The sequence below is a fragment of the Verrucomicrobium sp. genome, assembly GCA_028283855.1.
In the GTDB taxonomy this organism is placed as follows: Bacteria; Verrucomicrobiota; Verrucomicrobiia; order Methylacidiphilales; family GAS474; genus GAS474.
Genome location: JAPWJX010000004.1, coordinates 70638 through 95003 on the forward strand (window position 1 = coordinate 70638; position 24366 = coordinate 95003).

At 67.5% G+C, this 24366-nt stretch carries 29 protein-coding genes; 10 read left to right on the forward strand and 19 right to left on the reverse strand.

Annotation, left to right across the window (positions count from 1 at the left end):
* Window positions 1-69: 69 nt before the first annotated feature.
* Both PW734_08630 and PW734_08635 read left to right on the forward strand, forming a co-directional pair.
* Window positions 70-1509, forward strand: a complete 1440-nt coding sequence (locus PW734_08630) for a catalase (protein ID MDE1171254.1) — start codon at window positions 70-72, stop codon at window positions 1507-1509.
* Window positions 1506-2012 (forward strand): ankyrin repeat domain-containing protein, encoded by a 507-nt coding sequence (locus PW734_08635; protein ID MDE1171255.1) that lies wholly within the window; start codon window positions 1506-1508, stop codon window positions 2010-2012. Before PW734_08630 ends, PW734_08635 begins: the two co-directional genes overlap by 4 nt.
* On the opposite strand, the gene PW734_08640 is transcribed toward PW734_08635, so the two are convergent.
* Complete coding sequence (locus PW734_08640) at window positions 2009-2779, reverse strand: TSUP family transporter (GenBank protein ID MDE1171256.1); 771 nt, start codon at window positions 2777-2779, stop codon at window positions 2009-2011. The genes PW734_08635 and PW734_08640 overlap by 4 nt on opposite strands.
* Window positions 2780-3793 carry a carbohydrate kinase family protein gene (locus PW734_08645; protein MDE1171257.1) on the reverse strand — a complete coding sequence of 338 codons (1014 nt, stop codon included), beginning with the start codon at window positions 3791-3793 and terminating at the stop codon, window positions 2780-2782.
* Between the two features lie 147 nt (window positions 3794-3940).
* Between PW734_08645 and PW734_08650 the strand changes: the two genes are divergently transcribed.
* Together PW734_08650 and PW734_08655 are read left to right on the forward strand one after the other, a co-directional pair.
* Window positions 3941-4309: a DUF423 domain-containing protein gene (locus PW734_08650; GenBank protein ID MDE1171258.1), complete on the forward strand. Its 369-nt coding sequence runs from the start codon at window positions 3941-3943 to the stop codon at window positions 4307-4309.
* A complete protein-coding gene (locus PW734_08655) occupies window positions 4270-4728 on the forward strand; it encodes a secondary thiamine-phosphate synthase enzyme YjbQ (GenBank protein ID MDE1171259.1) in 459 nt (152 codons plus the stop codon). Before PW734_08650 ends, PW734_08655 begins: the two co-directional genes overlap by 40 nt.
* Here PW734_08655 and PW734_08660 read toward each other — a convergent pair.
* On the reverse strand, window positions 4725-5075 hold the full coding sequence (locus PW734_08660; GenBank protein ID MDE1171260.1) for an Hpt domain-containing protein: 351 nt from the start codon (window positions 5073-5075) through the stop codon (window positions 4725-4727). The two genes, PW734_08655 and PW734_08660, sit on opposite strands and share 4 nt — an antisense overlap.
* A 71-nt stretch (window positions 5076-5146) precedes the next feature.
* Here PW734_08660 and PW734_08665 point away from each other — a divergent pair, with 71 nt between their 5' ends.
* Genes PW734_08665 through PW734_08675 form a run of 3 tightly spaced genes read left to right on the forward strand, consistent with a single transcriptional unit; the run spans window position 5147 to window position 9959 of the window.
* Window positions 5147-6181 (forward strand): mannose-1-phosphate guanylyltransferase, encoded by a 1035-nt coding sequence (locus PW734_08665; protein ID MDE1171261.1) that lies wholly within the window; start codon window positions 5147-5149, stop codon window positions 6179-6181.
* Window positions 6182-6211: 30 nt separating this feature from the next.
* Window positions 6212-8833, forward strand: coding sequence for a DNA gyrase subunit A (gene gyrA / locus PW734_08670; protein MDE1171262.1), 2622 nt, complete (start codon window positions 6212-6214; stop codon window positions 8831-8833).
* A gap of 16 nt (window positions 8834-8849) precedes the next feature.
* Window positions 8850-9959 carry a tetratricopeptide repeat-containing glycosyltransferase family protein gene (locus PW734_08675; GenBank protein MDE1171263.1) on the forward strand — a complete coding sequence of 370 codons (1110 nt, stop codon included), beginning with the start codon at window positions 8850-8852 and terminating at the stop codon, window positions 9957-9959.
* Here PW734_08675 and PW734_08680 read toward each other — a convergent pair.
* Together PW734_08680 and PW734_08685 are read right to left on the reverse strand one after the other, a co-directional pair.
* A complete protein-coding gene (locus tag PW734_08680) occupies window positions 9956-10246 on the reverse strand; it encodes a hypothetical protein (protein MDE1171264.1) in 291 nt (96 codons plus the stop codon). The two genes, PW734_08675 and PW734_08680, sit on opposite strands and share 4 nt — an antisense overlap.
* A gap of 65 nt (window positions 10247-10311) precedes the next feature.
* The gene (locus PW734_08685) at window positions 10312-10461 is read right to left on the reverse strand and encodes a hypothetical protein (protein ID MDE1171265.1); all 150 of its coding nucleotides are present in this window, start codon (window positions 10459-10461) and stop codon (window positions 10312-10314) included.
* Window positions 10462-10562: 101 nt separating this feature from the next.
* Here PW734_08685 and PW734_08690 point away from each other — a divergent pair, with 101 nt between their 5' ends.
* Window positions 10563-10994: a hypothetical protein gene (locus tag PW734_08690; GenBank protein MDE1171266.1), complete on the forward strand. Its 432-nt coding sequence runs from the start codon at window positions 10563-10565 to the stop codon at window positions 10992-10994.
* 19 nt (window positions 10995-11013) lie between these two features.
* Here the strand turns inward: PW734_08690 and PW734_08695 are convergent, their stop codons facing one another.
* The 4 genes from PW734_08695 to PW734_08710 are packed head-to-tail and all read right to left on the reverse strand — an operon-like array spanning window position 11014 to window position 15198.
* Window positions 11014-11565 carry a hypothetical protein gene (locus tag PW734_08695; GenBank protein MDE1171267.1) on the reverse strand — a complete coding sequence of 184 codons (552 nt, stop codon included), beginning with the start codon at window positions 11563-11565 and terminating at the stop codon, window positions 11014-11016.
* Window positions 11566-11578: 13 nt separating this feature from the next.
* Complete coding sequence (gene lpdA, locus PW734_08700) at window positions 11579-12964, reverse strand: dihydrolipoyl dehydrogenase (protein MDE1171268.1); 1386 nt, start codon at window positions 12962-12964, stop codon at window positions 11579-11581.
* A gap of 36 nt (window positions 12965-13000) precedes the next feature.
* Window positions 13001-13393, reverse strand: a complete 393-nt coding sequence (locus PW734_08705) for a response regulator (GenBank protein ID MDE1171269.1) — start codon at window positions 13391-13393, stop codon at window positions 13001-13003.
* Entirely contained in the window at window positions 13390-15198 is a 1809-nt protein-coding gene (locus tag PW734_08710; protein MDE1171270.1) for a SpoIIE family protein phosphatase, read from the reverse strand. Before PW734_08710 ends, PW734_08705 begins: the two co-directional genes overlap by 4 nt.
* A gap of 51 nt (window positions 15199-15249) precedes the next feature.
* On the opposite strand from PW734_08710, the gene PW734_08715 reads away from it, so the two are divergent.
* Window positions 15250-15570 (forward strand): STAS domain-containing protein, encoded by a 321-nt coding sequence (locus PW734_08715; GenBank protein MDE1171271.1) that lies wholly within the window; start codon window positions 15250-15252, stop codon window positions 15568-15570.
* A 79-nt stretch (window positions 15571-15649) separates the two neighbouring features.
* Here PW734_08715 and PW734_08720 read toward each other — a convergent pair whose 3' ends face one another.
* The 10 genes from PW734_08720 to PW734_08765 all read right to left on the reverse strand — a co-directional run bounded on the left by PW734_08720 (window position 15650) and on the right by PW734_08765 (window position 23860).
* Window positions 15650-16834: a hypothetical protein gene (locus PW734_08720; GenBank protein ID MDE1171272.1), complete on the reverse strand. Its 1185-nt coding sequence runs from the start codon at window positions 16832-16834 to the stop codon at window positions 15650-15652.
* A gap of 109 nt (window positions 16835-16943) precedes the next feature.
* Window positions 16944-17951, reverse strand: coding sequence for a Holliday junction branch migration DNA helicase RuvB (gene ruvB, locus PW734_08725; GenBank protein ID MDE1171273.1), 1008 nt, complete (start codon window positions 17949-17951; stop codon window positions 16944-16946).
* A gap of 13 nt (window positions 17952-17964) precedes the next feature.
* Window positions 17965-18564: a Holliday junction branch migration protein RuvA gene (ruvA, locus tag PW734_08730; protein MDE1171274.1), complete on the reverse strand. Its 600-nt coding sequence runs from the start codon at window positions 18562-18564 to the stop codon at window positions 17965-17967.
* The gene (gene ruvC, locus PW734_08735; GenBank protein ID MDE1171275.1) at window positions 18561-19058 is read right to left on the reverse strand and encodes a crossover junction endodeoxyribonuclease RuvC; all 498 of its coding nucleotides are present in this window, start codon (window positions 19056-19058) and stop codon (window positions 18561-18563) included. The genes ruvA and ruvC overlap by 4 nt, the downstream gene beginning before the upstream one ends.
* Window positions 19059-19078: 20 nt before the next feature.
* Window positions 19079-19963 carry an EamA family transporter gene (locus PW734_08740; protein MDE1171276.1) on the reverse strand — a complete coding sequence of 295 codons (885 nt, stop codon included), beginning with the start codon at window positions 19961-19963 and terminating at the stop codon, window positions 19079-19081.
* A gap of 9 nt (window positions 19964-19972) precedes the next feature.
* Entirely contained in the window at window positions 19973-21058 is a 1086-nt protein-coding gene (gene recA, locus PW734_08745; protein ID MDE1171277.1) for a recombinase RecA, read from the reverse strand.
* A 128-nt stretch (window positions 21059-21186) separates the two neighbouring features.
* Entirely contained in the window at window positions 21187-21453 is a 267-nt protein-coding gene (locus tag PW734_08750) for a hypothetical protein (protein MDE1171278.1), read from the reverse strand.
* A gap of 45 nt (window positions 21454-21498) precedes the next feature.
* Window positions 21499-22170: a hypothetical protein gene (locus PW734_08755; protein ID MDE1171279.1), complete on the reverse strand. Its 672-nt coding sequence runs from the start codon at window positions 22168-22170 to the stop codon at window positions 21499-21501.
* 179 nt (window positions 22171-22349) lie between these two features.
* Window positions 22350-22616: a hypothetical protein gene (locus PW734_08760; GenBank protein MDE1171280.1), complete on the reverse strand. Its 267-nt coding sequence runs from the start codon at window positions 22614-22616 to the stop codon at window positions 22350-22352.
* A gap of 32 nt (window positions 22617-22648) precedes the next feature.
* Window positions 22649-23860: a competence/damage-inducible protein A gene (locus PW734_08765; protein ID MDE1171281.1), complete on the reverse strand. Its 1212-nt coding sequence runs from the start codon at window positions 23858-23860 to the stop codon at window positions 22649-22651.
* A 51-nt stretch (window positions 23861-23911) separates the two neighbouring features.
* Here PW734_08765 and PW734_08770 point away from each other — a divergent pair, with 51 nt between their 5' ends.
* The gene (locus tag PW734_08770) at window positions 23912-24325 is read left to right on the forward strand and encodes a DUF4019 domain-containing protein (GenBank protein MDE1171282.1); all 414 of its coding nucleotides are present in this window, start codon (window positions 23912-23914) and stop codon (window positions 24323-24325) included.
* Window positions 24326-24366: the final 41 nt, after the last annotated feature.

Genomic DNA, 24366 nt, shown 5'->3' on the forward strand with positions numbered 1-24366 from the left:
ATCTATGGTTAGGATGAAAACAACGTATTTCAACTATAAGAATCGGCAGGCCACGCTGGAGGCCGACTTATGAGCCGAACCCTGACCACCACCGGTGGCAACCCCGTTGCCGACAACCAAAACTCCCTTTCCGCCGGGCCGCGCGGCCCGCTCCTCCTCCAGGACTACCAGCTGCTGGAAAAGCTGGCCCACCAGAACCGGGAGCGGGTCCCGGAGCGCACCGTCCACGCGAAGGGCTCCGCCGCCTACGGCGTCTTCACCGTGACCCACGACGTCACCCGCTACACGAAGGCGGCGATCTTTTCCAAGGTCGGCAAGCAGACGGAGGCGCTCCTGCGCTTTTCCACGGTGGCGGGGGAGCGCGGCGCGGCCGACGCGGAGCGCGACGTGCGCGGCTTCGCCCTGAAGTTCTACACGGATGAGGGGAATTGGGACCTCGTCGGCAACAACACGCCGGTCTTTTTCGTCCGCGATCCGCTGAAGTTTCCCGACTTCATCCACACGCAGAAGCGCCACCCGAAGACCCACCTCCGCAGCACCACCGCCATGTGGGACTTCTGGTCTCTCTCCCCGGAGAGCCTGCACCAGGTCACCATCCTCATGTCCGACCGCGGCCTGCCGAAGAGCTACCGCCACGTCCACGGCTTCGGCTCCCACACCTACAGCCTGCTCAACGCCGCCGGGGAGCGTTTCTGGGTGAAGTTCCACTTCAAGAGCCGCCAGGGCATCGAGAACCTCACCAACCGGGAGGCGGAGGCCGTCGTCGCCAAGGACCGGGAGAGCGCCCAGCGCGACCTCTTCGAGGCGATCGAGCGGGGCGACTTCCCGAAGTGGGACGTGAAGATCCAGGTCATGCCGGAGCTGGAGGCGGAGACCTACCGCTGGAACCCTTTTGACATCACGAAGGTGTGGCCGCACAAGGACTACCCGCTCATCGACGTCGGCGTGCTGGAGCTCAACCGCAATCCGGAGAATTACTTCGCGGAGGTGGAGCAGTCCGCCTTCAGCCCGTCGAACATCGTTCCCGGCATCGGTTTCTCCCCGGACAAGATGCTCCAGGCGCGCATCTTCTCCTACGCGGACGCCCACCGCTACCGCGTGGGAACGTGGTATGAGAAGCTCCCGGTCAACGCGCCGAAGTCCCCCGCGGCCACCTATCACATGGACGGCCCGATGCGCTTCGACGCGCCGGGCGGCGGCGACGCCTATTACGAGCCGAACAGCTTTAGCGGCCCCAAGCAGGACCCCGCCTTCGCCGAGCCGCCGCTGCGCATCTCCGGCGACGCGGACCGCTACGACCACCGCCAGGGGAACGACGATTACACCCAGCCGGGCGACCTTTTCCGCCTGATGAGCCCGGGGCAGAAGGAGCAGCTCTTCCAGAACATCGCGGAGGCGATGCAGGGCGTGCCGGAATTCATCGTGGAGCGCCAGCTGGGCCACTTCGCCAAGGCCGATCCGGCCTACGCGGAGGGGGTCCGCGCCGCCCGGAAGAAGCTCTCCGCATGAGCGCAGCCGCGCCGGACCTGACGGAGGCGGAGGAGCGCCGCTACGCGGAACTCCAGCTCCTGGCCCTGGACGCCGCGCGGGCGGGGGAGACGGCCACGCTCGCGCCGATGGTGCGGGCGGGCCTCCCCGTGAACCTGCAGGACGAAAAAGGGAACACCCTCCTCATGCTGGCCGCCTACCATGGCCACGCGGAGACGGCGGCCCTGCTCCTGGAGCTGGGAGCCGATCCGGACCGCCGCAACGCGCGCGGCCAGACGCCGTTGGGCGGCGTCGCCTTCAAGGGCTACGCGGAAATCGCCGTGGGGCTCCTGCGAGCCGGGGCGGATGCCCGGGCCGACCAGGGCGGCGGGGCGACGGCGCTCGACTACGCCCTTCTCTTCGGCCGCGCGGAGGTGGCGGAGGTCCTCCGCCGCCACGGCGCAGGCCGGGCGGAGAAGCGGTGGAGTTGGAAGGAGCGGGCCTTCGGCTTCCTTTTCCGCGCGTGGAAGGGCCGGCGCGGCTAGCGGAAGGTGTCCCAGCCGAACTTGGCGATCAGCGCCAGGGAGACGAGGAGGAACGCCCGCCGGACGAAGCCGCTGCCGTGCCGCAGCGCCAGGTGGGATCCGGCGAGGGAGCCGGCCACGTTGCACGCCGCCGCCAGGAGGCCCAGCCGGTAGAGGATGTGCCCGGAGAGGGCGAAGGAGAGGATCGCCGTCACGTTCGTCGCCGTGTTCACCCACTTCGCGCAGAGGGAGGCGCGCAGGAAGTCGAAGCCGAAGCAGCGGATGAAGAGGAAGATGAGGAAGCTCCCCGTGCCGGGGCCGAAGAACCCGTCGTAAAAGCCCAGGGCCCCGCCGATGGCCAGCGCCAGGGCCACGGAGCGGCGGCTTAGGGGGTGGTCCCGGTCGACTGCGCCGAAGTCCTTGCGGAAGTAGGTGTGGAGCGTGACGGCGACGAGGAGCGCCAGGATAAGCGGGCGCATGTATTCCCGGGGAACCAGGGTGGCCAGGTGGGCGCCGCCGTAGGCGGCCAGACCGGCCGCGATCATGGCCGGGAGGACGATGCGCCAGGGCGGGGCGATCCGCCGCGCGTAGCGGACGGCGGCGGAGGCGGTGCCGAAGACGGCGGCCAGCTTGTTGGTCCCGAAGACGGTGGCCGGAGGCGCCGCGGGCAGCGCGTTGAGGAAGGCGGGAAGCTGGATCAGCCCCCCGCCGCCGACCACGGCGTCGACGAACCCGGCCGCGAACGCGCCGAGCCCCAGGACGCCGTAGACGAGGGCGGGATCGCTCAACTAGAGCGTCTGGAGGAAGCGGACCAGCTGCTCGCGGTTCGGGCTGGTGGCGTGCCGCACGTAGAACCCGGAGCTGGCCACGGCCAGCTGGAGGGAGTGGGGCAGGCCCAGGCCCAGGAGGCGGCCGATGACGAAGCCGGCGTTGAAGTGGTCCCCGGCGCCGGTGGTGGTCTTCGGCTTGGCGGTGAAGGGGCCGTCGAGCATGGCCTCCCCCTGCGCGTCGGCGGCGACGGCGTATTTCGTCGGGTGGATGACCACGGTGTGGATGTTCAGCTTCTCCCGGATGGCGGCGGCGGTGGCGGCCATGCCCTTCGGCGTGGCGGCGGGCTTTTTCAGGCGCAGGACGCGGGCGACCTGCTCGCTCTCGCTCTGGTTGAGGCCCAGGATCACGTCGTGCTGCTCGTGGAACTCGGAGATGATCTTGAGGGCGGCCAGGAGGTCGGCGTCGATCCGCTTGGCGGGGTCGCAGAGGTCGAAGAAGATGAGCTTGCGGGCGGCGCCCTTCACGGGGGCGTAGTCGCTCTGCAGCCGCTTCCAGATGGCGGAGAGGTGCGGCAGCATCGTCCAGTTGACCATCCCGATGAAGTGGGCGTCGTTCCAGATCTTCTTGAACTTGGCCTCGGAGAGGCGCTTCTTGATGTTGTCCCAGCTGACGTCCTGCACGGCCTCGTGCTGGCCGAACATGAGCTTGCCGTCGGAGAACTCGAAGGCCTGGGTCAGGGCCGGCTCCGCGACGGAGTAGACCTTGGCCCGCTTGGCGAACTCGGAGAAGACGGGGTGGGGATTGGGCCAGCCGCACATGCCGACGTAGTGGACGGGCGCGCCCAGGGTGCTGAGGGCGAAGGCCATGATCGGCCCGTTGCCGCCCATGCGGACGGCCTGCTCGACGATCTCGAAGTTGGCGCTCTTCCCCGCCGCGGCGGCCACGGCGCCGCCGAAGGCCTTGATATTGGCGAAGGAGTTGAACTTGGTCGGCGATTGACGCTGCTCGACCACGTGGTAGATCTGATCCACGAACCCGTCAAAGCCGAGTAAGCACTGGTACTTAAGGAGTTGGGCACGCGACCCGATGAGACGTTCTGCCGTTTGCCGCGCGACGCGAGAATCAGTCATAAGGGGGTTGTGTTTAGCAGCCAGCCCTCTATTTTGCAAGGCCGAATCATGATTCCCAGCCCCTCCCGTGCCCTGCTGGCCGCCGCTTTCCTTGGTTTCACGGGCGTCGCCCTGGGGGCCTTTGGCGCCCACGCGCTGGCCCCGCTCCTGGAGCGGCGCGGCTTGGCGGAGGTGTGGCGGACGGCGGTCTTCTACCAATTCGTCCACGCGCTGGCGCTGCTCTTCCTCTCCCGGGAGGGAGGCACCCCGCGCTGGATCGCGGGGGCGTGGATCGCGGGCGCCGTCCTTTTCAGCGGGTCTCTCTACCTGATTTGCCTGGGCGCGCCGCGCTGGACCGGCGCGGTGACGCCGCTGGGCGGCCTGGGTTTCCTGGCCGGATGGGCGGGGCTGGCCTGGTGGGCTTTGCGGAGGAAGTGATGGCGGCGTTCTGCGAGGCCTTCGCCGTCCCCACGCGCGGGATCGGGACCTATGAGATCACGGGCGAGGTGGCGGCGTTGCTGGCCAGGAGCGGGATTCGCACCGGCACGGCCACCGTCTTCCTGGCCCACACCAGCGCCAGCCTGGTCATCTACGAGAATGCCGATCCCTCCGCCCGGGAGGATCTCCACCGGTTCTTTTCCAAGATCGTGCCGGAAGGGGACCCGGACTACGTCCATGTGGACGAGGGCCCGGACGACACGACGAGCCACCTCCGCATGGCGCTGACGCGCACGTCGGAAGCGGTGCCGGTGAGCGGGGGGCGCCTTTGCCTGGGGACGTGGCAGGGGATCTTTCTCTTCGAGCACCGGCGCGCGCCGCATCGGCGGACGGTCTGGGTGTCCGTCGTCGGCGACTAGGCCAGGTCAGGCCGGTCCTGCTGGATCAGCCGCACGGAATCGTTGAAGAGGTCTTTGACCTCCTCCAGCCGGGCGGGGGAGGGGAGCTGCCCCCGGTCGGCTTCCGACTCGATCTCCTGCATGGCGGCGACCAGGGCGATCATGCCGAAGTTGGCGCTGCTTCCCTTGAGCTGGTGGGCGGCCTTGGAGGCCAGGCGCGGGTCCTGCGCGGCCAGGGCCTGGGCGAAGCGGGCGTGGTGGTCGGGATATTCCGCCACGAATTCCCGGAAGATGTCGGCGATGGCTTCGCCACACTCTTCGCGGACGGTGTCGAGCTGGTGCCAGTCGATCAGGGCCGTTTCGGGCATCGGGAGGAAGAGTATCGTCTGGCCTTGCGCTGGCAATCCTTTGATCCGATGATCGGAAGCCTCACGATTTTATGGACGACGCGCGTTTTTTTGCCTGCGTATTGGCGGGCGGCAGCGGGGAGCGGTTCTGGCCGATGAGCCGCCAGGCCGTACCGAAGCATCATCTGACCCTCTTCGGCGAGGCGACGCTTTTGGAGCAATCCGTCCGCCGGGCGCTCCGGGTGGCGGGCGTGGAGCGGACCTTCGTTCTCACCAGCCAGGCCCAGGCGGAGGCCACGCGCCGCCTCCTGCCCTTCCTGCCGGCGGACCAGATCGTGGCGGAGCCTTCCCGGCGGGATACCGCCCCCGCCGCCGCGCTGGCCACCGCCCTGGCCCGCAACCGGAGGGAGGACGCCGTCGTGGCGCTCCTGCCCGCCGACGCCCTCATCCGGGACGGGGACACCTTCGCCGCGCAGCTGCGGGACGCCTTCACCGTGGCGGCGGAACGGGAGGCCTGCGCCACCTTCGCCATCCGGCCCCGCTACCCGGCCACGGCCTTCGGCTACATCGAGGTGGGCGCGCCCGCCGCCGGGGCCTTCCACCAGATCGCCCGCTTCGTGGAGAAGCCGGACGCCGCCCGTGCCTCCTCCTACCTGGAGACGGGCCGCTTCGGCTGGAACGCGGGCATCTTCGTCTGGAGCGCCGCCTGGTTCCTGGCCCAGGCGGAGAAAAGCGCGCCGGAGCTGGCCGCCTTCATCCGGGCGGGCGGCCCTCTCGACCGCTTCGAGCAGCTGCCGAAGATCTCCGTCGACTACGCCATCATGGAAAAGGCCGACCGGCTCCTGACCGCCTGGGCGGCCTTCGACTGGGACGACGTCGGCTCCTGGACGGCCCTGCCGGACCACCTAGGCCAGGACGAGGCCGGGAACACCCTGCGCGGCCCCGTCGTCCTGGGCGGCGGCGCCTCGAACAACATCGCCGTGGCGGCCGGGGGGCGGGTCATCGCCCTCCACGGAGTGAGCGGGCTGGTCGTCGTGGAGACCCCGGACGCCATCCTGGTTTGCCCCAAGGACAAGGTTCAGGAAATCAAGGAGTTGCAGGCCCTCCTTCCGCCTGGACTTCGCTGACGATTCACGCTTAACTCTCCCCTCTTTTCTATGGCGGACGAAAAACCTTCCGGCGGATCCCTTTTCACCCAGGGCGAGAAACTCCAGAGCATCAACGTCTCGGAGGAAATGCGGAACTGTTTCCTCGACTACTCGATGTCGGTGATCATCTCCCGCGCGCTCCCCGACGTGCGCGACGGCCTCAAGCCCTCCCAGCGCCGCATCCTCTACGCCATGAGCGAGCTGGGCCTGGCCCCCACCCGCAAGCACCTGAAGTGCGCCAAGATCGTCGGCGAAACGATGGGTAACTACCACCCCCACGGCGACTCCGCCATCTACCCCACCCTGGTCCACCTGGCCCAGCCGTGGGCCATCCGCGAGCCCCTCATCGACGGCCAGGGCAACTTCGGCTCCATCGAAGGCGACCCGCCGGCCGCCATGCGTTACACGGAGGCGCGCCTCACCCACCTCGGCATGGCCCTCATGGAGGACATGGAGAAGGAGACGGTCGACTTCGCCCCCAACTACGACGAGAGCACCACCGAGCCCGTCGTCCTCCCCGCCGCCTTCCCCAACCTCCTGGTCAACGGCTCCACCGGCATCGCCGTGGGCATGGCCACGAACATCCCGCCCCACAACCTCATCGAAATCGTCGACGGCGTCTGCGCCGTCATCGACAAGCCGGAGATCACCATCGACGCGCTGATGAAGATCGTGAAGGGGCCGGACTTCCCCCTGGGCGCCACCATCCTGGGCATCGAGGGGATCCGCAACTACTTCACCACCGGCCGTGGCAGCGTGAAGACCCGCGCCAAGGTCCACACGGAAGAGCAGAAGGGCGGCCGCACCGTCCTCATCGTCGACGAGATCCCCTTCAACGTGAACCGGGCCACCCTCGTCGAGCGCATCGGCGAGCTGGTGCGGGACAAGATCATCACCGACATCACCGACGTCCGCGACGAGTCGGACGAGAACACCCGCGTCGTCATCGAGATCAAGCGGGACGCCGTGCCGAAAGTCGTCCTCAACAACCTCTACAAGCTGACCGCCCTGGAGACGAGCTTCGCGGTCAACATGCTGGCCATCGACCACGGCAAGCCGAAGACGCTCAACCTCAAGGAGCTGATCCACTGCTACATCGAGCACCGGCGGGAAGTCATCCTCCGCCGCACCCGCTTCGAGCTGCGCAAGGCCGAGGAGCGCGCCGAGCTGCTGGAAGGCTACCTCATCGCCCAGTCCAACCTGGACGAGTTCATCCGCATCATCCGCGAGTCGAAGAACCGGGAAGAGGCCAAGATCCAGCTCCAGGGCTACGAATTCCCGCGCAAGCAGGTGGAGAAATGGGGCGTCGTCATTCGCGACGAGCAGCGCCTCTCCAACGGCCTCTACCTCCTCTCCGAGCGCCAGATCGACGCCATCCTGGAACTGCGCCTCTACCAGCTCACCGGCCTGGAGCGCGACAAGATCGAGAAGGAATACAACGGCCTCATCGACCGCATCAAAGACCTCGTCGACATCCTGGCGAAGGAAATCCGCGTCCTCACCATCATCAAGCACGAGCTGCGCACCCTGCGCGACAAGCACGGCACCGAGCGCCGCACGGAAATCGTGCCGGACGAGGGCGAGATGAAGATCGAGGACCTCATCGCCAACGAGGGCGTCATCATCACCCTGACCCACAAGGGCCTGCTCAAGCGGACCAACATCAACAGCTACCGCGCCCAGCGCCGCGGCGGCCGCGGGGTCATCGGCATCTCCGGCGTCACCTCCTCCGACGAAAAGGAGAAGGGGGACGACACCGACTTCATCGAGCACCTCTTCACCGCCTCCACGCACGACTACCTGCTCTTCTTCACCAACACGGGCCGCGTCTACATCGAGCGCGTCTACGAGGTGCCGGAAATGGGCCGCGCCGCCAAGGGCAAGAGCATCGCCAACCTCCTGGAGCTCAAGTCGGAGGAGAAGATCGCCGCCATGATCCGCATCATCTCCAAGCGGGACGGCAAGGGGGAGGACGTCACCTGGGAGTCCGAGGACGAGCACATCTTCTTCTCCACCGAGCAGGGCACCGTCAAGAAAACCCGCCTTTCCGACTTCGCCAACATCCGCAAGGGCGGCATCATCGCCATCGGGATCGAACAGGGCGACCGCCTCATCTCCGTCGAGCTGACCGACGGGAAGAAGGAAATGGTCCTCATCACCCGGGAAGGCATGAGCATCCGCTTCGACGAGACGCAGGTCCGCGCCATGGGCCGCCAGGCCGGCGGCGTCAAGGGCATCACCCTGGAGAAAGGGGACGCCGTCGTCGCCGCGGCCGCCGTCAACCCGCAGGCCACCCTCCTGGTCGCCGGGGAAAACGGCGTCGGCAAGCGCACCCCGTTCGACGAATACCGCAGCCAGACCCGCGGCGGCAAAGGCATCATCACCATGAAGACCACGGAGAAGACCGGCCTGGTCGCCGGGGCCCTCACCGTGACCGACGCCGACGAGCTGATGCTCATCACGGAAAAGGGCCTCATGGTCCGCACGCCCGTGCAGGACATCCGCGAGGTGGGCCGCAACACCCAGGGGGTCAAGCTGATCAACCTGGAGCCGGGCGACAAGCTGCTGGCCATCGCCCCCGTCATCTCGGAAAAGGGCGAGACGGGCGAGAGCACCGAGCTGCCGGGCTAGCGCGGGCGGCCGCCCTATGCGGGACGACGCCGTTCTCCTCCAGGCCCAGGGCCTTTTCGACCGGGGGGACTACGCGGCGTGCCGCCGCCTGCTGGAGGAGCGGCTCGCGTCCGCGCCGGACGATCCCGCCCTCCTTCGCGCCCTGGCGCTGGCCGTCTCCCGGGGCGGCAGTCTTAAGGAATCCCTGCGCCTTCTGGGCCGCGCCTTGGAAATCGCCCCGGACGACGCGGAGGCCCATTTTTCCCGCGCCCTCCTCTACCTCCAATACGGAAACTACCGGCAGGGCTTCCTGGAATACGAGTGGCGGCTGCGCCGCCAATCCTGCATCGCCTGGCGCTACGTCCAGGGCGCCCTATGGGACGGCGGCCCGCTGCGGGAGGGGACGCTCCTCCTCCACTGCGAGCAGGGCCTGGGCGACGCCCTCCAATTCATCCGCTACCTTCCCCTGGTCCTGGAGCGGGCGCAAAAAGTCTATCTGGCCTGCCATCCGGCCCTGGCCTCTCTTTTCCGGAACCTGCCCGGCCTGGCGGGCGTGGTGACCGACGGGGAACCCCTCCCGGAAACGACTCACCACTTCCCGCTCCTCTCCCTGCCGCGCCTTTTCCAAACCACGCTGGAGACGATCCCCTCCCGCTTCCCTTACCTGCCCGTGCCGGACGTGCCGCCCCGCGCGGGAGCCACGCCGCGCGTCGGCCTCATTTGGAAAGCCTCCGCCGCGAGCCCCAACGGGGCCTATCGCAGTCTGGCACCCGCCGATTTCATGAATTGGGCCGATATTCCGGTGGAGTGGGTCCTCCTCCAGCGCGATGCCCCGGCGGAAGAGATGGAGGCGGCCGCCGCCCGCTTCGGATCGCCAGCGCTCCATTTTCGCGACTTCCAGGAAACGGCCGCCTGCGTCCAGGGGCTCGATTTGGTCGTCTCCGTCGACACCTCCCTCGTCCACCTGGCGGGCGGGCTGGGCAAGCCGGCCTGGGTCCTCCTGCCGCGGTGGGGGGATTGGCGGTGGCTCCAGGGGAGGACGGACAGCCCGTGGTATCCGGGCGTCACCCTCTTCCGGCAGGAGCGGGACGGGGATTGGAGCGCCCCGGCCGCGCGGGTGGCGGCGGCGCTGCGGGGATTGATCTAACGTTCCTGCCGGGGCGTGCCGTCGTCCGCCGTGTGGAGGAAGGCGCAGGCGGCGCGGCGGGCTTCCTTCAGCTCGTGGCCGAGGTGGAGGGTCCCCAGCGTGGCGAAGCCGAGGGTGAGCGCCCCGGCCACGACGAGGTGGCCGGGTTCGGGATGGGCGGAGGCGGCCTTCATGGCGATCACCGGCAGCTCGGCCAGCGCCAGAGCGGCGACGAGGCCCGCCTGCACGATCTCGCGGCGGTCGAGGTTCTGGAAAGCGGAGTGAAGACCTTTGAGTTTGGCGCCCATGGACGAAGAGAAGTACACGCGTCCCCCGGCGATGTACAGGGGAAAACCGCCTGCGGCTTTATTTTTTAGCGCGCCCCGGCGGCTGCCGGGAAAAGCCCGTCGTCGCCGGTGTGCAGGAACATGCAGGCGGAGCGGGCGCTCTCTTCCTGCGCCGTTTCCAAACGCAGGGTGACGAACTCGGCGGCGGAGGATTTCTGGGGATCGAAGGACGGCATTTCAGGAAGCGGAGCAAACATGTGGGCGAACGAAGTACACGCCGCGTACAGGGATGTACAGAAAAAAGGTAGCTTCCGCAGAAATAGCCGAATTAATGAATATGAGTTCTAATATCGAGGCGACTTTGGAGCAGATTCAACAGGAAAAGCTCACTTTCAACGGTCCCGGCGTCATTATTTTAAGTGGAACTCCCCCCGTGGCAGGTTCTGACCATCTATTCCCGATGCCGGGCGATGGTAATCATATCGTGTTTTCCGAGGACCAATCGAGGGATGTGACAAATGTGGATGCGGTGTTAATTGGCTTCGAAAAAAACCGGAGGGTAGATTCACCCCGGGATATAACTTCCTATGGAAGCCTGGACTATGAAGCCGCGGGAGTTCCGACTCTGCATATCCCCCTAAAAGGCCCGGTTTCCCTGACTTCTGAGCTCAAGGAAACAATCCGCGCCTATGCCAAGCGCAGCAACGGGATTTCCAAGGCCAATGACGCGACCGAGGAGCGGTTGGTGGATCGGGGCTCGATCGGGTAGAACGGGAATAGCTTTTGATTTAGGCCGCGGGTGCGGAGGGCGCTTCGGCGGCCGTGGCGGGGCCGGTCAGGCCGGCGAGCAGCTCCGCCACCTCGGCCTGCACGGAGGCCATCTGGTCGAGGCGCAGGGAGGGATTGGGGATGATCCAGGTCTCGCCGCTCGGCACGTGCTCGTAGACGAGGACGGAGGCGCCGTCGACCTGCTGGCGGGCCACTTCCTTCAGCAGCCGCTTGCGCTCCAGCATGAGGGCCAGGATGTAGGAGGCGTTGGCCTGGCGCGGATCGCGCTGGGCCAGGAGGTGGCGCAGCAGCCCCTCGGCGTCGTCCTTGCTCAGGGTCTCGGGCGGAGCGGCGGGGGGCGTCTTGTAGGTCGATTTCCAGGAGGAGAGGAAGCCGTCCGGCATCTCCGCCGGGGGCCACGCGTCGGCGCGGGTGTCCAGGCGGTGGTAGGCGCGGGCCTCCGCGCTCCAGAACAGGGCGGAGGCGATCGCGTCGTTCTCCGCGAAGGGCTGACCCGTCACCGCGCAGGCGGCGGCGGGGGACTCGATATTCCACTCGGCCTGGATCGACATGGCGCGCGGTTCCTTAGATGTGGATGGGGTGGCCCAGGCCGGCCAGGGCGGCCTCGCCGACCATCTCGCTTAAGGTGGGGTGGGCGTGGATGGTGGCCTTGATCTCGTCCAGGGTCGCTTCCAGGGTGATGGCCAGGCCCAGCTCGGCGATGAGCTCGGTGGCGTCCAGGCCCACGATGTGCGCGCCCAGGATCTCCCCGTGGGGCTCGCCGATGACGAGTTTCACGAAGCCTTCGGGCTCGCCCGCGGCCACGGCCTTGCCGCTGGCCTTGTAGGGGAACTTGGCGACCTTGAATTTGAGGTTCTGCTCCTTCGCCTTCTTTTCCGTGACGCCGATGCTGGCGACCTGCGGCTGGCAGTAGGTGCAGCCGGGGAAGACGGTGATCTTGTGCGGCTTCTTGCCGGGGAGGAAGAGCCCCTCGACGGCCTCGATCGCCTCGTGGGAGGCGACGTGGGCCAGCCACGGCGGCCCGATGAGGTCGCCCGCGGCGTAGATGCCGGGAGCGGAGGTCTGGTAACGGGCGTCGGTCTTGACGAAGCCGCGGTCCAGGTCCAGGGAAAGGCCGGGGGCCAGCAGGCCTTCCGTGTTCGCCTGGATACCGACGGCGACGAGGATGGCCTCCGCCTCCACGGTCTTCGGCTCGGCGCCGCCCAGGGTGACCTTCACGCCCTTCGGCGTGACCTCGGTCTTCTCCATCTTCGTGTCGGTCAGGACGGTGATCCCTTCCTTGGCAAAGGTGCGGGCGACGAGGGTGGCGATCTCCGTGTCCTCCACGGGGAGGATCTGCGGCATCATTTCGACGAGGGTCACCTGGGTGCCCAGGGCGTTGAAGAAGTAGGCGAATTCGACGCCGATGGCGCCCGCGCCGAGGATGACGATCGACTTCGGCTGCTCGGTCAGGGCCAGCGCCTCGCGGCTGGTGAGGACCTTCTTGCCGTCCGGCTTCAGGCCGGGGAGGACCTTGGCCGTCGCGCCGGTGCAGAGGAGGACGTTCTTGGCCTCCAGGACCTGGTTCTTCCCGTCGGCGCCGGTAACGGTCACCTTCTTGTCGCGGGAGACCTGCCCCTTGCCGACGAAGTAGTCGACTTTCTTGGCGCGGAAAAGGTATTCGACGCCTTTGGCCATCTGGTCGGAGACGCCGCGGCTGCGCTGCATGATCTTGGCGAAGTCGGCCTCCACCTTGCCCGCCTTCAGTCCGTAGGCCTCGGCGTGCTTCATCTGCTGGAAAAGCTCGGCGCTCTTGAGGAGGGCCTTGGTCGGGATGCAGCCCCAGTTCAGGCAGGTTCCCCCGGCGCGTTCCGTTTCGACGCAGGCGACTTTTTTACCAAGCTGGGCGGCGCGGATCGCGCCGACGTAACCGGCGGGGCCGCCGCCCACCACCACTAGATCGTAATTCATGGAAGCCCCCCACCGTACCGGCCCGGCCGGAGACGGTCAATAAGGCTCGCTCACGGGGTGGTGCACGCCGCGCAAAAGGGCGTGGACGCTGGCGCGCAATTCCATGGGGCTGAAGGGCTTGGTCAGGAAGAGATTGGCCCCGGAAGCCTCCGCGTCGTAGCGGGTGCGGGCCAGTCCCCGGGCGCTCATCATGATGACGGGCAGCAGGCCGTATTCGGGCAGGCTGCGGATGGCCAGGGCCGTTTCGATTCCGGAGAGGCCGGGGAGGCCTACGTCGATGATGAGGAGGTCCATGTGGGTTCGGGAGGCCATGTCGATAGCCTCCTCTCCCCGGCCCGCCATCAGCACCGCGCAGCCCACCGGCCGCAGCGCGTAGGAGATCAGGTGGAGCATGTGTGGGGCATCGTCGACCGCCAGGACCGTTTTCATGGGGCGTCCCTCCGAAAGCTGGCGACCAGCAGGGTGCGGTCGTCGGCGGGCAGGCGGCCTTCCTCGTAACGGGAGACGAAGCCAAGGAGCTCCGCGCAGATCGGCTGCGCCCGCTCCGTTTGGCCGGGCGTCATCGAGCGCATGAAGCCGCCCAGCTCCAGCGGCTCCTCCCGGCGGTTCATCACCTCGTAGATTCCGTCGGTCAGGAAGATGAGGGTGTCCCCCTCCTCCAGCCGGATGGTGCGGGCGGAGATGCGGGCGTCCCGCTGCACGCCCAGGGGAAGGCCTTCCGTATCGAGCTGCTCGATTATCCGGCGGCGGTGGTTCACCCGCAGCGCCGGGCAATGCCCCGCGCTGGCCAGCGTCAGGCGCTCGCCGGCGGGGTCGAGGTAGGCGGCCTGCGCCGTGATGAAGGCGTCCAGGGAGGCCAGGTCCCTTTCCAGCTGGCCGTTGACCTCCGCCAGCAGCCGGTCCGGCGTGGCCGCCATGGGCAGGCGGGCGTTGACCGCGGTGCGGAAGACCGTGGCCAGGAGCGCGGCGGGCAGCCCCTTGCCCATCACGTCGGCGATAAGGAGGAGGACGCCTCCGTCCGGCAGGGCGATGGCGTCGAAGTAGTCGCCGCCCACCTGGTGGGCGCTCTGGGATGTCCCGTAGATCTCGAAGCGGGCGTGGGTGGGAAAGGAGGAGGGAAGGAGCGAGCGCTGGAGCGTGGCGGCGATCTCCAGCTCCCGCAGGGCGCGCTGCTCGCTTTCCCTCTGCCGCCGGAGATTCTCCAGGCGCCGCGCGATGCCCAGGCACTCCGCCACCGCGCGCATGAGGTCCAGCTCTCCCGTGGTGAAGTAAGGCCCTTCCTGCTCCCTGCGCCGCAGGAGAATCAGGACGCCCTGCGGATCTTCCTGAAAGGAGATCGGCACGCAGAACGCCATATAGCCGGGGCGGTGCAGCGGGTCGTCCTGCGATAGAAGGCCGCAATCCTCCACGGTGGTCTCCCGGTTTTGCAGGAACGATTCCCAGGCCACGTGCGCCTCGTTTTGTTCCAGCGACTCCGGCGGCGGCGGCACCAGGACCGCCTCCTGCGGGGAGCCCAGGCGCTCCAGCGCTCCCGCCTCGTTGCGCAGGCGGACGATGGTGTTCTGCGCGCCGGTGAGCTTGCGCAGACGCTCCACCGCCTTGTCGACGAAGGCGGGAAAATCGGCGGAGGTGGCCAGGCACTCGCCGAAATAGGAGAGGGCGGAAATGCTTTCGTAACTGTTGCTCAGCTCCTCCGCCATGTTCTCCAGCGTCGACTCCAGCTCCCGCAGCGCTTCCTCCGGGAAACCGCGCCGGGCCGGGCCCACCCGCCGCCGTAGGACCACCGCGTGGCCGTCCGGCCGCCTTTGGTGGGAGACCTGCCCGTCCAGCAGGGTGTGTATCATGTAGAGGCCGCGCCCCCGTTCCGCCAGGGGAGAGGGGAGGGCGGGAGGCGGGGCGCCCGCCGGCACATGGAAGGAACCAGGGTCGAGGACCTCGATTTCCATCCACTCTCCCTCCCAGTGCCAGCGGAGGGTGACGCACGCCTCCGTCCGCGCTCCGATGCATCCGTGCTCCACGGCGTTGTTGAGCGCCTCCGCGGTGGCCAGCTCGATCGGCTTCCATTCCGGCGCGCATTCGGGCAGGCCGCGGGCGCGGCAGAAAGAGGCCATCTTTTCCAAAGCGGGCCGGACGGCGGAAAAGGAGGGATGCAGAATCACCTCCGCCCCCTCCCGATACGTGCCCTCCGCGGTAGGCGAGACGTGGCGGCCGTTCACATTTCCCCAGGAAATCATTTGCGTGGTTTGGTTGGAGGGAGTATGAATGTATAACAAAAATATCACAATATGTTTTCCACGGCTATCGTCGATATTCACGAGGAGGAGGGGAAAATGGAGGTGCGCGTGCGCCATCCGCGGCTGGACGCCTCCGTCGCCGACCGTTTCAAGGCCGCCTGCGCGGCGGCCTGGAGGCCGGAGGTGAGGGAACTTTCCATCGACCTGCGGGAGGTCGAGTTTGTCGACAGCACGGGCATCGGCGCCCTCCTTTCCCTCTACCGCAGGATGCCGGCGGAAAGCCCCCGCCTGGTGCGTCTCTGCCACGTGCGGCGGGGCGTCCGTTCCGTCATCGAGCTGCTGCGCCTGCAGGCGATCTTCACGCTCGAATAAGGCGTTCCCCTAAAACGCCAAAACCCCCTCCGAGGGACCAATCCCGGAGGGGGTTTTCTTCGCGGGGGAAGAAGTCTTTTTAGCGGTGCGCCTCGTGGCCACGGCCGGGATTGTAGGCCATCGCCGCGCCGCGCTGCCGCTCGGCGTAGATGATCTGCTCGCGCAGGCGCTCGTCGCGCTGGGCGGCGTAGACCGGATCGCCTCCGTAGCCGTAGCCCCGGCCATGATAGACAGAAGGGCCGCCGATCATCGCTCCGCCGTTGCGGATGGCGGCGTAGGTGACCGCTCCGCCGATGAGGAAGCCCATGACGCCCTTGAGCTTGGCATGGCCGCCTTGCTCCTGGCCGTTCTGGGACTGCAGGTGGCCGTCGCCGCCTTGCTCGTAATTATTGATGGTCGCCTGGGCTTTCGCGTGCTTGACCGCGCCTTTGTCCTGCTGGGCCTCGAGCTTGTTCTCCAGCTTCTGCTCGGCGATCTGGTCCTTCAGCTGTTGGCGGCGCTCCTTGGCGGTGAGGACGTGTTCGGGCGCGGCGGCCACGCCGCCCTGGGCCGCGGCCGCTTCGGGGCTCTGCTGCTGTTGCTGGGCCGCTTGGGTTTGACCTTGGGGAGCCAGGGTGACCGTGGGCAGGGGAGTGGGGGCCAGGTTGGGCATTTGGTTTCCCCCCATCTGGATGGAGCCCACTGCGGGCAGCTCGGGCGCGGGGCCGACGTTTGCCGCGGCGGTGGCCGCCGCGCGGGCTTGGGCGGACAGGCTGGGGGCGGGGGCTTGAACGGCAGCGTGCGTTTCCACCTGGGCCGGATGGGCCACGTGTTTGTGGTCCGCGTTCGTGTGATTCTGGTGCGTGCCGCTCGTGGTCATGCCGGGCTGATTGATCTGCTCGTCATGATTGAGGGAGGCCAGCCGGGCGCCGGGATCCTGGTTGCCGGTGTGGGAGATGTAATTCTCCTTCACCGTCTGCCAGAAAGAATGGTCCTTGGTAGGAGAGCCGTCCTTATTGAAGGAGCCGTTGATATTTTCCGAAACAAATTGGACGTTTTGCTTATCGGTCGCCGTCCGATTGTGAGTGAAGCCCCGGTAAAGACCGGCGGTCTGCTCCAGGCTGGCAACCAGGCGCTTGCCTTCTTCCCGCTGATCGGCGCTCCAGATGCTCTGGCCGCTGCGGGTGTTGTAGGAGGTCATCGTCTTGTTGATCGCGTCGATGAATGCCCAGATTTCGTTGCTTTCGCCGGTCATCTGGTCGCGGGTGGAGGGAGCGGTTGCCATTTTGGTCCTTTCGGTTGGTAAAACCTTTTAAGCATAGGGTATGCCAGGATGGTTAAGGCCCTGTACAATCAGGAGGATGTACCTTCCTCCTGAGGCGTAACCTCTTGATTTAAAGGAGTTCCGACTGGCGGCCGGAGGGGGTCACCCCCAGTTTGTCGTAGCTGCGGCGGGTGGCCACGCGGCCCTGGGGGGTCCGCTTGAGATAGCCTTCCAGGATCAGGTAGGGCTCATGGACCTCTTCCAGGGTGCCCGGCTCTTCCCCGATGGCGACGGCCAGGGAGGAAAGACCGACCGGCCCGCCGCCGAATTTGTGGATGAGGGCTTCCAGGATCCGTTTGTCCATCTCGTCGAAGCCGTCCTGGTCGATGTCGAGCATCCGCAGCGCGGCGTCGGCCGTTTCCCGGTCGATCTTTCCGTTGGCGCGGACGGCGGCGAAGTCCCGCACCCAGCGCAGCAGGTTGTTGGCGATGCGCGGGGTGCCGCGCGCGCGGCGGGCGATCTCGTGCGCGCCCGCCGCGTCCAGGTCGACGTTGAGCAGCCGGGCGGAGCGGATGACGACGTCGGTCAGGGTGTCGTTCCCGTAGTAGTCGAGGCGGTTGACCAGGCCGAAGCGGCTGCGCAGGGGCGCGCTGATCATGCCGGAGCGGGTCGTCGCCCCCAGGAGGGTGAATTTGGGCAGGTTCAGGCGCACGTTCCGCGCGTTGGGGCCCTGGTCGATGATGATGTCGATGCGGAAGTCCTCCATCGCCGGGTAGAGGTATTCCTCGATCGTCTTATTCAGGCGGTGGATCTCGTCGATGAAGAGGATGTCCCCCTTTTCCAGGGAGGTGAGGAGGCCGGCCAGGTCGCCCGCCTTGTCGATGACGGGGCCGGAGGTGCACTTGAGGCTGGCGTTCATTTCCCGGGCCAGGATGTTGGCCAGGGTGGTCTTGCCCAGGCCCGGCGGGCCGGAAAAAAGGAGGTGCTCCAGCGGCTCGCCGCGCCCCTGGGCGGCGGCGATGAGGACGGAGAGGCGCTCCTTGATCCGCTCCTGGCCGACGAAGTCGTCCAGCGAGGGAGGGCGCAGGGAAATCTCGAAGCTCGGGTCGGGGACGGTGGGGGGAAGGGGGGCGGACATGGGTGAGAGGTGCTTAAAGATGTTTCAGGGCCTCGCGGATGAGTTCCTCCGTTTCGGCCTGAGGGGTGCGGGCGCGGACGGCGGCGGCGGCCTTGGCGGCGTCCGCCTGCTTGTAGCCCAGGGAGACGAGGGCCAGAACGGCGTCGGTGACCTGCTGCTCGGCGGGGGACTGGCTGTTCCGCGCGGAGGCGGCTTCCCAGGCGGCAGAGACGCCCAGCCGGTCGCGCAGTTCCAGGACGATCCGCTCGGCGGTTTTCTTGCCGACGCCCTTGATCTTGGAAAGGAGGGCCAGGTCCTGGCTGACGACCGCGGCGCGGAACTGCGCGGGGCTGGTGGCGCTGAGGATGGCCAGGGCCGACTTGGGGCCGATGCCGCTGACGTGGTTCACCAATAGGTTGAAGAGGTCGCGCTCTTCCGTCGTGACGAAGCCGAAGAGGGTGTGGGCGTCTTCCTTCACCTGGAGGTGGGTGAGGAGGTGGACGGGCGCGGGAGCGGCGGGAAGCTTTTCGTACGTGGCCAAGGAAACCTGCACCTCGTAGCCGAGGCCGCCGACTTCCACCACGGCGTGGGTGGGCCAGGCTTCGACGAGGGTTCCTTTGAGGTAGGCGATCATAGACGGATGCCCTGGGTGAGGCCCGCGCGGCTCTGCGCGTGGGTGAGGGCGACGGCCAGGGCGTCGGCGGCGTCGGCGGGCGGGTTGGCGGTCAGGCCCAGAATGGCGCGCATCATGAAGCCGACCTGCGCCTTCTGCGCGCCGCCCCGGCCGGTGGCGGCCGACTTGACCCGCGTGGGCGCGTATTCGAAGACGGGGATCCCGGCGTCGGCGACGGCCAGGAGGGCGGCGGCGCGGGCCGCGCCCATGGTGATGGCGGTGCGGTGGCTTTGCACGTAGATGATGCCTTCCACGGCGGCGGCTTCCGGCTGGGCGGCCTCGATCTTTTCCCGCAGGGAGCGGTAGATTTCCCGCAGGCAGTGGGAGTGGAGCAGGTCCTGCCCGTTGCGGATGACGCCGAAGTCGACGACGGAAAAGGAGCCGGAGCTGGCGCCGGGCTCAATGATGCCGTAGCCGGTGTTGCGCAGGGCGGGATCGATGCCGAGGACGCGCATGGGAAGGAGTCTTACCTGAACTAATGTTTGGTGACGAGGAAGATGGCGGAGAGGAGCAGGAGGGCCCCCGCCAGCCGCCGGAGCATGACGCGGGTCCCGGCATGCCGCTCATGGTTATGGAACCAGTGGCCCACGGCCCAGATGAGTCCCAGCATGACGAGGCTGCGGAAGTTATAGGTCACGTTCATCTCCGTGGCGTGGCCGAAGTGGCCGATGGAGATGTAGAGGATGCAGGCCTGGAGCGCGTTGACGAAGGAGCCGCCGCCGAGCCACTTCCACGTGGGCCGGTCGATGGCGGAGAGGGGCTGCCGGAAGAAGGGGATGAGGAGGGGGGAGAAGGCCGCGCAAAAGGCCATTTCCCAGAAGGTGAAGCGGGCCGCGCCCCAGCCGGGACCCCACTTTTGCGTCAGCACGTCGCCGCAGGCGAAGCTCATGGCGCCCAGGGCCGCCGTGCCGGCGGTGAAGAGGAAGCGGGTGTGGTGTTCCCGGCCCGTGCCGCCGCCGCCCAGCAGGGCGACGGCCAGCGCGGTGAGGACGGCCGCCGTCCAGAGCTGCCAGGGGATCGGCAGGTGAAGGAGGAAGACGCTGAAGAAGGCGACGAAGACGGCCTTGGTCCCCAGGATGGGGGTGGCGACGGAGAGGTCCCCCCGGTCCAGTGCCTGGAAGGTGAAGATCTGTCCGATATAGAAGCAGAGTCCGGCCAATACCGGCTCTTCCCATCGGGCCGCCGCGGTTGCCGGGGCGGCGCCGATGAGGAAGAGCGGCGCGACAAGGGCCAGGGCTACGTTCGTGACGAAGGCCATTCGCCACGGGCCGATGCCGCGCACCAGCGCCCCCTTTAGGAGGAGGGCGCCGACGGGAAAGAGGACTCCGGCTAGGAGAGGAGGGAGAAGGTAGGAGGGCAAGGAGCGGCCTTACTCTTTCTCCTCTTCCTCTTCTTCCTGCGCGGGGGTCTCACCGCGGTCCTTGGCGATCTTGGCCTTGGTGGCGGTCTCGATCCGGCCGTAGAGGTCGGCGTTGGCCTTCAGCTCGGCCAGGGCGGCGTCGCGGCCCTGGGCGACCTGCGTGCCTTCGAAGTAGAGCCAGGCCCCCTTCTTGTCGACGACGTTCTGCTCGATGGCCAGGTCGAGCAGGGAGCCTGCGCGGGAGATGCCCTCGTTGTAGAGGATGTCGAACTCGCACTCGGTGAAGGGCGGGGCGACCTTGTTTTTCACGATCTTCACGCGGGTGCGGTTGCCGTAGACGGTGCCGTCCGGGTGCTTGAGGGCGCCGATGCGGCGGATGTCGATGCGGACGGAGGCGTAGAACTTGAGGGCCTTGCCGCCGGGGGTCGTCTCCGGGCTGCCGAACATGACGCCGATCTTTTCGCGCAGCTGGTTGGTGAAGATGCAGACGGTCTTCGCCTTGCTGATGAGGGAGGTGAGCTTGCGCAGGGCGCTGCTCATGAGGCGGGCCTGGGCGCCGACGGTGGAGTCGCCGATCTGGCCTTCCAGTTCCGCCTTGGTGATGAGGGCGGCGACGGAGTCGACGACGACGACGTCGACCGCGTTGGATTTGACCAGGGTTTCGACGATGTTGAGGGCTTCCTCACCGGAATCGGGCTGGGAGACGAGCAGCTCGTCCATGTTCACGCCCAGGCGCTTGGCGTATTGGGGGTCGAGGGCGTGCTCCACGTCGATGAAGGCGGCGACGCCGCCCTGGCGCTGGGCCTGGGCCACGACGGTGAGGGCCAGGGTGGTCTTGCCGGAGGACTCTGGGCCGTACATCTCGACGATGCGGCCGCGGGGGAAGCCGCCCGCGCCCAGGGCGTGGTCGATGACGATGGAGCCGGTGGGGATGGTCTCGATGGCCAGCTTGGCGTTCGCATCCCCCAGGCGGATGATGGACCCGTCGCCGTATTGCTTGGCGATGGCCTGGAGGGCGAGTTCGAGATTCTTGTCCTTGGCGGCGGAGGCCTTCGCGTCGGACTTTGGTTCTTTGAGTTCAGCTTTAGCGGCCATAGTTTGTGTGGTTTGTTATACAAACGTTTAAGTAATTGCCAAGGGAAATCGTGAGATCCGGGCAAAAAAAAGACGCGCCCTTCCCCCCGGAAGGACGCGTCAGGACCACCTTGCTGCTGTGGAAATCTTTACTTGGCCTGTTCCGGGGAGGCTTTGGCGGCCTGGGGAACGGCCAGCGCGGAGGCGCGGGCGACGAACTCCCGATGGAAGTTGAGGAAGTTCTTCCGCTTCTCTTCCGGGGTGACGTAGTCGTAATAGGTGTCCTGGCCGTTGCCGCGGGAGCGCAGGAACGTCTTGAGCTTCTGCTCCGGCGTGGGCAACGCGGCGACTTCCTGGGCATTGATGGACAGGGGGCGCTGGCCTTGGGCGTTGGTCTGCGAGGGCAAGAAATTCATGTTCGGCTCCTGGTTCGGGTTGTTGGACGACAATGGGTAATTCGGCTATTCGCCGCGGGCTTTCCCGGAAATCGCCGAAATTTTTTCCGGCCGGCCGGCGGGCCGCTCCATCCGCTTGGCGAAGGCGACGAGTTCCGCCAGGCGCCGATGGAAAGCGGTCTGCGCGGCGTCGGCGCGATGGTCGCCCCGGACCGTTTCGACCGTGGCCCGGGGGGCCGAAGAGATAGCGGTCGTCCACGGCGAAGGCCGGGCCGGGCGCGGCCAGGACGCGGGTGTCCTTGTAGTTGGAGGAGCGGTGGGCGGCAAGGTGGGCGGTTTGGAGCCGCAGGAGTCGCGGTGAAGGGCGCAGACCCCGGCCTTGAAGCCGTTTTCCGCCACGCGGGCTTGGAGGAGATCGCTCCAGAGGTAGTCCCGCGTGTTGTCGCCGGAGGGGTTGACCCAGATCGTCGCCTCCTGGGCCTTGAGCGCCCGGGCCAGTGGGGAAAGGGCTAGGTCGTGGCAGCTGGTGAAGCCGATCCGCTCCCCGCGAAAGGGGACGACGGGGAGGTTCCGCTCCGGGCTCCAATCGGGGTCGTTCCAGCCGACGCGGGCGGAGGTGGTGTGCTTGTGGTAGAGGATCGGTGGCCGCCCGTCGGGCAGGAAGAGGAGGCCGAATTGGTCGAACCCGGTCCATTTGGCGGGCTGGAGCTTGGCCGTGGGGTGAGGGTGAATCTCCATTTAGAAAGGGGCGCGCCGGCGGGCCAACGGACCCGGCCCGGAGGGTTGCCGCTTTAAAACCCCTCTCTCCGCGTTGCTCGGCGGCTTATGTGTCACGGTGGACACACTGCGCCGCCTCGCGCCTTGATAGAGGGGTTTTAAAGTGGCAACGCGACCCTTTCTAAATGGAGATTCCGCCCTCAGGAGGCCTGGAAGCCGAGGTGGACCGCCGCGTCGTGCCGGTCGGCGAAGGCCTGGTAGCGGGCGGCCAGCTCTTCCAGGGCGGGCGGCACCGGCTTCTGCGGCCCGGCCAGGAGGATGCCGGCCCGGGGAATCGTCTCGAAGGCCTCGGGGAAAAGGATCAGGTCGGGCTTGGCGGCGGCGCGGGCCAGCCCCGCCTCGAAGGAGGCGAGCGCCTCCCGTCCCAGTTCGGGAAAGGCGAGGGCGATGTGGAACGGCCGAGGCATGGGGGACCCTTGTCCCTCATAATTCGGCTATTTCAAAGGAGCGCCCGGCGCAGGAGGTCGAGGGCGGCGTGGGCCGCGCGCTGCTTGAAGGTTTCCCGGTCTCCCGGGAGGTGGTGGGTGAGGGCCTCCGTGCCGCGGGGTCCGGCGCAGGCGATCGAGACGGTGCCGACCGGCTTTTCCGGCGTGCCGCCGCCCGGGCCCGCGATGCCGGTGAGGGAGACGGCGAGGTCGGCCCCGGAGGCGCGGCGCGCCCCCTCCGCCATGGCGCGGGCGACGGGCTCGCTCACCGCGCCGTGTGCGGCCAGGAGGGCTTCCGGCACGCCGAGCTGGCCCGCCTTGGCCTCGTTGGCGTAGGTGACCCAGCCGTGGGTGAAGGTCTCGGAGCTGCCCGGCACGTTCGTCAGCAGGTGGGCGACGAGGCCGCCGGTGCACGATTCCGCCGTGGCCAGCTTGAGCCCGCGCGCGCGGGCCAGCCGCAGGACGCAGGCTTCCAGGCTCTCCCCGTCCTCCGTGGCGATCGCCGCGCCGAAGGTCTCCCGCACGAGCCGGGCGGCGCGTTCCAGCAGGGGAAGGTCCCCGCCGATGAGGCGCAGGTCGACCTCCCCCGGACGGGCGCAGTAGCCGATCTCGAAATCGCCCAGCGCGCGCAGCGGCGCCTCGACCTGGGTCTGCACGCGCGATTCCCCGATGCCGAGGATGAGGAAGCTTCTTTCGTGCAGCGGCGGCTGAAGGCCGCGCGCGGCGAACCACGGGAGGAAGGCCTCTTTCCACATGGGGCGCAGCTCCCGGGGCGGCCCGGGCAGGAGGACGACGATTTTCCCCTCCCGCTCCAGCACCAGGCCGGGGGCGGTCCCGGCGTCGTTGGAAAGGACGTGGGCGCCGCGGGGCACCTGGGCCTGCCGGGCGACGATCGGGTCCGGCACGCGGCCCCGGGCGGCGAAGTGGGCCTCGATCTGGCGGAGGATGGCCGGATCGGAGTCCAGGGGAAGGCCGAAGAGGGCGGCGGCGGCCTCCCGCGTCACGTCGTCGGAGGTCGGTCCCAGGCCGCCGGTGACCAGCACCAGGTCGGCGCGGGAGAGGGCCTCGGCCAGCGCGGTCTGGATGTGGGGCCCGTCCGGGACGGTCACCTGGCGCTCCACCCGGATGCCCAGGGTGAAGAGTTCCTTGGCCAGCCAGGCCAGGTGGGTGTTCACGACGTGGCCCAGGAGCAGCTCCGTGCCGGTGTTGAGGATTTCCGCTTTCATTCGGAGGGGGGAGGGCGCATGGTCGCCGAAAGGAGGCGGGGAGGCAATTCCATGATCAAACCGGCATTTGTCCTCGGCGCGCTCTTTTTGGCCCTCCTCTGCGTCCTCCGGGCGGAGGAATCCCCCGTCATGCAGGACATGTCCGCCGCGTGGCGGGCCATGACTCCCTGGCTGGCGGAGATTGACGGCGGCGGCTACGACCAAAGCTGGCGCGACGCCGGCGAATCCCTTCAGGACAAGATTTCCCTGGCCGATTGGATGGCCAAGCTGAAGCAGGACCGGACCCCGCTGGGCCCCGTCAAGAAGCGCAACCATGACTGGACCCTTCCCAAAGGGAACCTCGTCACCTTCCAGTTCACCATCGATTTCGAGGGGGGGCGCCGGGCTTCCGAGACGGTCACCTTTGAAAAGCAGGACGACGGCACTTGGCTGGCCGCCGATTATCTCTTCAAGCCGCAGTCTTAATCCCGGATTTGCGCTTTCCATCCGCAGGGGGAGCGCGCATC

Excerpts from the sequence above, each read along its gene's own strand:
- ruvC (MDE1171275.1), bottom strand. The coding sequence starts at position 19,058 with ATGCGCGTCCTCGGCATCGATCCCGCCCTGCGCAACACCGGCTACGGC.
- recA (MDE1171277.1), bottom strand. The coding sequence starts at position 21,058 with ATGGCCGCTAAAGCTGAACTCAAAGAACCAAAGTCCGACGCGAAGGCC.
- PW734_08755 (MDE1171279.1), bottom strand. The coding sequence starts at position 22,170 with ATGGAGATTCACCCTCACCCCACGGCCAAGCTCCAGCCCGCCAAATGG.
- PW734_08695 (MDE1171267.1), bottom strand. The coding sequence starts at position 11,565 with ATGTCGATCCAGGCCGAGTGGAATATCGAGTCCCCCGCCGCCGCCTGC.
- lpdA (MDE1171268.1), bottom strand. The coding sequence starts at position 12,964 with ATGAATTACGATCTAGTGGTGGTGGGCGGCGGCCCCGCCGGTTACGTC.
- PW734_08655 (MDE1171259.1), top strand. The coding sequence starts at position 4,270 with ATGGGCGGGGCTGGCCTGGTGGGCTTTGCGGAGGAAGTGATGGCGGCG.
- PW734_08635 (MDE1171255.1), top strand. The coding sequence starts at position 1,506 with ATGAGCGCAGCCGCGCCGGACCTGACGGAGGCGGAGGAGCGCCGCTAC.
- PW734_08665 (MDE1171261.1), top strand. The coding sequence starts at position 5,147 with ATGGACGACGCGCGTTTTTTTGCCTGCGTATTGGCGGGCGGCAGCGGG.
- PW734_08650 (MDE1171258.1), top strand. The coding sequence starts at position 3,941 with ATGATTCCCAGCCCCTCCCGTGCCCTGCTGGCCGCCGCTTTCCTTGGT.
- PW734_08630 (MDE1171254.1), top strand. The coding sequence starts at position 70 with ATGAGCCGAACCCTGACCACCACCGGTGGCAACCCCGTTGCCGACAAC.
- PW734_08680 (MDE1171264.1), bottom strand. The coding sequence starts at position 10,246 with ATGGGCGCCAAACTCAAAGGTCTTCACTCCGCTTTCCAGAACCTCGAC.
- PW734_08705 (MDE1171269.1), bottom strand. The coding sequence starts at position 13,393 with ATGAAAACGGTCCTGGCGGTCGACGATGCCCCACACATGCTCCACCTG.
- gyrA (MDE1171262.1), top strand. The coding sequence starts at position 6,212 with ATGGCGGACGAAAAACCTTCCGGCGGATCCCTTTTCACCCAGGGCGAG.
- PW734_08685 (MDE1171265.1), bottom strand. The coding sequence starts at position 10,461 with ATGCCGTCCTTCGATCCCCAGAAATCCTCCGCCGCCGAGTTCGTCACC.
- PW734_08690 (MDE1171266.1), top strand. The coding sequence starts at position 10,563 with ATGAGTTCTAATATCGAGGCGACTTTGGAGCAGATTCAACAGGAAAAG.
- PW734_08765 (MDE1171281.1), bottom strand. The coding sequence starts at position 23,860 with ATGAAAGCGGAAATCCTCAACACCGGCACGGAGCTGCTCCTGGGCCAC.
- ruvA (MDE1171274.1), bottom strand. The coding sequence starts at position 18,564 with ATGATCGCCTACCTCAAAGGAACCCTCGTCGAAGCCTGGCCCACCCAC.
- PW734_08675 (MDE1171263.1), top strand. The coding sequence starts at position 8,850 with ATGCGGGACGACGCCGTTCTCCTCCAGGCCCAGGGCCTTTTCGACCGG.
- PW734_08720 (MDE1171272.1), bottom strand. The coding sequence starts at position 16,834 with ATGGCAACCGCTCCCTCCACCCGCGACCAGATGACCGGCGAAAGCAAC.
- PW734_08715 (MDE1171271.1), top strand. The coding sequence starts at position 15,250 with ATGTTTTCCACGGCTATCGTCGATATTCACGAGGAGGAGGGGAAAATG.
- ruvB (MDE1171273.1), bottom strand. The coding sequence starts at position 17,951 with ATGTCCGCCCCCCTTCCCCCCACCGTCCCCGACCCGAGCTTCGAGATT.
- PW734_08770 (MDE1171282.1), top strand. The coding sequence starts at position 23,912 with ATGATCAAACCGGCATTTGTCCTCGGCGCGCTCTTTTTGGCCCTCCTC.
- PW734_08760 (MDE1171280.1), bottom strand. The coding sequence starts at position 22,616 with ATGCCTCGGCCGTTCCACATCGCCCTCGCCTTTCCCGAACTGGGACGG.
- PW734_08710 (MDE1171270.1), bottom strand. The coding sequence starts at position 15,198 with ATGATTTCCTGGGGAAATGTGAACGGCCGCCACGTCTCGCCTACCGCG.
- PW734_08750 (MDE1171278.1), bottom strand. The coding sequence starts at position 21,453 with ATGAATTTCTTGCCCTCGCAGACCAACGCCCAAGGCCAGCGCCCCCTG.
- PW734_08660 (MDE1171260.1), bottom strand. The coding sequence starts at position 5,075 with ATGCCCGAAACGGCCCTGATCGACTGGCACCAGCTCGACACCGTCCGC.